Here is a 4,056-nt window from a genome sequence, read left to right on the forward strand (position 1 = left end):
ACAGGATGATCTTCAAGCCCTACGTCAATCACGCCCACAATGATTATCTAGAATTGGCACTTGAAGGTGGCGCTCCTGTTGTCTTTCTGGTCGCAGCTTACGCGATATTGCTTTTTGCGTTTTCCGTTACGGCACGGCGAGATCCGCTGCAGAAAATGGCGTTTCTCTCAGTATCGTTTCTGCTCGTTCATTCTCTGGTCGATTATCCCTTGCGAACGGCGGCACTGGCGATGACCTTCGCCTATATGAATGGCGTTATCTTTCACAAGGGACTTGCTGAGCGGCTGAGCCAGAGAGGCGAGTCGACCGCCGCCCATGATGACAATCTGCTTGTTCCCGTCAGGCCGGCTTTGGCAAGACGATAGCAATGCGTCGCCTGAATTGGCCATGGATTGGCGCCGGATCGTGACCCAGTCATTTGACGAACGCCGAGATTGACAAGCCAGTGCATGGAACCTAAGCACGGGCGGCTAGGGCCGGGGGGTTCAGGCATGTCAAGGAGAGCTTCTTGAAAGGAATTATCCTTGCTGGAGGCAGTGGAACGCGTCTTTATCCACTAACATTAGCAGTCTCTAAGCAAATTCTGCCGATATACGACAAGCCGATGATCTATTATCCGCTGAGCGTTCTGATGCTCGCGGGTATCCGAGAGATTCTGATCATTTCGACGCCGCGTGACCTGCCGGTTTTTCGCGATCTGCTTGGCGATGGATCGGAGTTCGGGCTCGACCTGTCCTATGCCGAGCAGCCGCAGCCCAACGGGCTGGCGGAAGCGTTCATCATCGGCCGCAATTTTATCGGCAAGGACAACGTGTCGATGATCCTCGGCGACAACATCTATTTCGGCGATGGGCTGTCGCAGCTTTGCCGCGACGCTGCCTCGCGCGAAAAGGGCGCTTCGGTGTTCGCCTATCATGTCGAGGATCCCCAGCGTTATGGCGTGGTTTCCTTCGACAAGGCCACGGGAACGGCGCTGACGATCGAGGAAAAGCCGCAGGTGCCGAAATCCAACTGGGCGGTCACCGGTCTCTACTTCTATGACAACGATGTCGTCGACATCGCCCCTGCCATCCGTCCCTCGGCGCGCGGTGAGCTCGAGATCACGGCGGTCAACAACGTCTACCTCGAGCGCGGCCAGTTGCATGTGCATCGGTTGGGGCGCGGCTATGCCTGGCTCGACACCGGCACCCATGACAGCCTGCATGAGGCCTCGTCCTTCGTGCGCACCATCGAGCACCGCCAGGGCATCAAGGTCGCCTGTCCCGAAGAGATCGCCTTTGAACAGGGTTGGCTGACTGTGGACCAGGTTCTGCGTCGCGCCGATCACCTGGGCAAGAACGAATATGCCGCCTATCTGCGCCGGCGTGTCGTCGACCTGTCGGAGGCCTAGGTGCTGGAAGTCAGGCCCCTTGGCATCGATGGCGTTCTGGAAATCGTTCCGAAGCGACATGGCGACGCGCGCGGCTTCTTCGTCGAAACCTACAATGCCGAGCGCTTTTCGCAGGCCGGCATAGACTTGGCTTTCGTGCAGGACAATCATTCCTATTCCGCCGCGGCGGGCGTCTTGCGAGGGCTTCACTATCAGCTTGCGCCGCGCGCCCAGGACAAGCTGCTGCGCGTCATCCGGGGCAGCATTCTCGATGTCGCGGTCGACATTCGCCGCGGTTCGAAAACCTTCGGAAAATGGGTCGCTCTCGAAGTGTCGGCCGAAAAGGGCAACCAGATTCTGGTGCCGAAAGGCTTCGCGCACGGCTTCGTGACGCTCGTGCCCGACACCGAGGTCCTGTACAAGGTGACCGACACCTATTCGCAGGCGCATGACCGGTCGATCCGTTTCGACGATCCCGCCATCGGCATCGAATGGCCGTCATTGACCGGCGGGTTCCAGCTCTCGGACAAGGACCTGAAGGCGCCGCTGCTGGCTGCCGCCGAGGTGTTCGCCTGATGGGTTATTTGAGGACAGCGGCATGAATTTTCTGGTGACGGGCGGTGCTGGCTTTATCGGTTCGGCGGTGTGCCGGCATCTATGCGCCAACCCGGCCTATCGGGTGACCAATCTCGACAAGCTGACCTATGCGGGAAACCTCGCCTCGCTGCGGCCGATCGAGAACGCACACAATTATCGCTTCGCGCAGGCCGATATCTGCGACGAAAGGGCCGTGCTCGATATCCTCCGGCGCGACGATATCGACATCGTCATGAACCTTGCCGCCGAGAGCCATGTCGACCGCTCGATCGATGGGCCGGGCACTTTTATCGAGACCAACATCGTCGGCACCTACAAGATGCTCAATGCCGCGCTGGAGTACTGGCGCGGCCTGCCCGAGGACAGGAAGAGCCATTTCCGCTTCCATCATGTCTCGACCGATGAGGTGTTCGGCGATCTTCCCTTCGATGGCGGCATGTTCGTCGAGGAAACGCCCTACGCGCCATCCTCGCCCTATTCCGCCTCGAAAGCGGCCTCGGACCATCTGGTGCGGGCTTGGCACGAAACCTATGGCCTGCCGGTCGTGCTTTCCAATTGCTCGAACAACTACGGACCCTATCACTTTCCCGAAAAGCTGATCCCGCTGGTCATCCTCAATGCGCTCGACGAAAAGCCGCTGCCGGTCTATGGCGCCGGCGCCAATGTGCGCGACTGGCTGTTCGTCGAGGATCACGCACGCGCGCTGGAACTTGTCGCGACCAGGGGACTGCCCGGCGAAAGCTACAATGTCGGCGGCAATTCCGAGCGGACGAACCTGGGCGTCGTCGAGACGATCTGCGATCTCCTCGACAGCAGGCGGCCGCGGGCAGGGGGCAAGAGCTATCGCGACCTGATTTCCTTCGTCACCGACCGCCCCGGTCATGATCGCCGCTATGCCATTGACGCCTCGAAGATAGGCCGGGACCTGGGCTGGACGCCCAATGAGAATTTCGACAGCGGCCTTGCCAAGACCGTCGACTGGTTTCTCGACAACAAATGGTGGTGGGGACCGATCCGCGAGCAGCGCTATGCCGGTGAACGGCTGGGCGAAGCACGCAAGGGGGCGGCGTGAGGCTGGTTGTCACCGGACGCGACGGGCAAGTCGCGGCAAGCCTCCTGGAGGCCGCCCAGGCGGCCGCCGGCGTTGAGGTCATCGCCATTGGCCGTCCGCAACTCGACCTTGCAAGACCCGACACGGTGATCGAAGCCATCGCGGCCGCGAAGCCGGATATCGTCGTGTCGGCTGCCGCCTACACGGCGGTGGATCAGGCCGAGGACGAGCCCGATCTGGCATTCGCGGTGAACGCCGTCGGCGCCGGCAAGGTGGCGCAAGCGGCGGCGCTGCTTGGCGTTCCCATCATCCATCTTTCGACCGACTATGTCTTCGACGGCACCGCCCCTGGCGCCTATGTCGAGACCGACGCCACTGCACCGCGCAGCGTCTATGGCGCCTCCAAGCTTGCCGGCGAACAGGCGGTTGCATCGGCCAATCCGCGCCATCTGATCCTGCGCACGGCATGGGTCTACAGCCCGTTCGGCAAGAATTTCGTGAAAACCATGCTGCGGCTGGCCGCCGACCGCGACGAGATTTCGGTTGTGGCCGATCAGTGGGGAAATCCAACATCGGCACTTGATATCGCCGACGCAATCCTGCATGCGGCGGCACGGCTGCACGAGGGCGCCGCCACATCCGGCATCTATCATCTGGCCGGAACCGGCGAGGCCAACTGGAGCGGCTTTGCCCGCCATATCCTCGACACAAGCCGCGTGTTGGGTGGTCCCTGGGCGCGGGTACGGGACATTGCTACGATGGACTACCCAACCAAGGCGCGCCGCCCCGCCAATTCCCGGCTATCGAGCGCGAAATTCGCCGACGTGTTCGGCTGGAATGCACCGGACTGGCGTCAATCGACGGAGGCAGTGGTGCGCCGGCTTCTCGACGGTGAGACGAAGCAGGCATTGACGGCATGAACAAGCACCCTGCAGCGGAAAACACGCGCGATGCCGCTCCTGTCGACGAGCCGAAGGCACGCAAGGCAAAGCCGAAAGCAGCCAGGCGCACCTGCATCATGGTGCTCGGCATGCATCGC

At 61.3% G+C, this 4,056-nt stretch carries 4 protein-coding genes and 1 pseudogene; all 5 read left to right on the forward strand.

Features of this window, described 5'->3' with window-relative positions; translation table 11 throughout:
* Positions 1 to 365: pseudogene (locus EN991_RS26070) on the forward strand (O-antigen ligase domain-containing protein); the annotation flags it as partial.
* A 143-nt stretch (positions 366 to 508) separates the two neighbouring features.
* Positions 509 to 1,390, forward strand: a complete 882-nt coding sequence (gene rfbA / locus EN991_RS26075) for a glucose-1-phosphate thymidylyltransferase RfbA (RefSeq protein ID WP_013532727.1) — start codon at positions 509 to 511, stop codon at positions 1,388 to 1,390.
* Positions 1,391 to 1,945 carry a dTDP-4-dehydrorhamnose 3,5-epimerase gene (gene rfbC / locus EN991_RS26080; protein ID WP_024503666.1) on the forward strand — a complete coding sequence of 185 codons (555 nt, stop codon included), beginning with the start codon at positions 1,391 to 1,393 and terminating at the stop codon, positions 1,943 to 1,945.
* A gap of 22 nt (positions 1,946 to 1,967) precedes the next feature.
* Positions 1,968 to 3,038 (forward strand): dTDP-glucose 4,6-dehydratase, encoded by a 1,071-nt coding sequence (gene rfbB / locus EN991_RS26085; protein ID WP_024503667.1) that lies wholly within the window; start codon positions 1,968 to 1,970, stop codon positions 3,036 to 3,038.
* Positions 3,035 to 3,937, forward strand: a complete 903-nt coding sequence (gene rfbD, locus EN991_RS26090) for a dTDP-4-dehydrorhamnose reductase (protein WP_127369848.1) — start codon at positions 3,035 to 3,037, stop codon at positions 3,935 to 3,937. Before rfbB ends, rfbD begins: the two co-directional genes overlap by 4 nt.
* The last annotated feature ends 119 nt before the right edge of the window (positions 3,938 to 4,056 follow it).

The organism is Mesorhizobium sp. M7A.F.Ca.US.005.03.2.1 (assembly GCF_003997795.1).
Lineage (GTDB): Bacteria > Pseudomonadota > Alphaproteobacteria > Rhizobiales > Rhizobiaceae > Mesorhizobium > Mesorhizobium ciceri.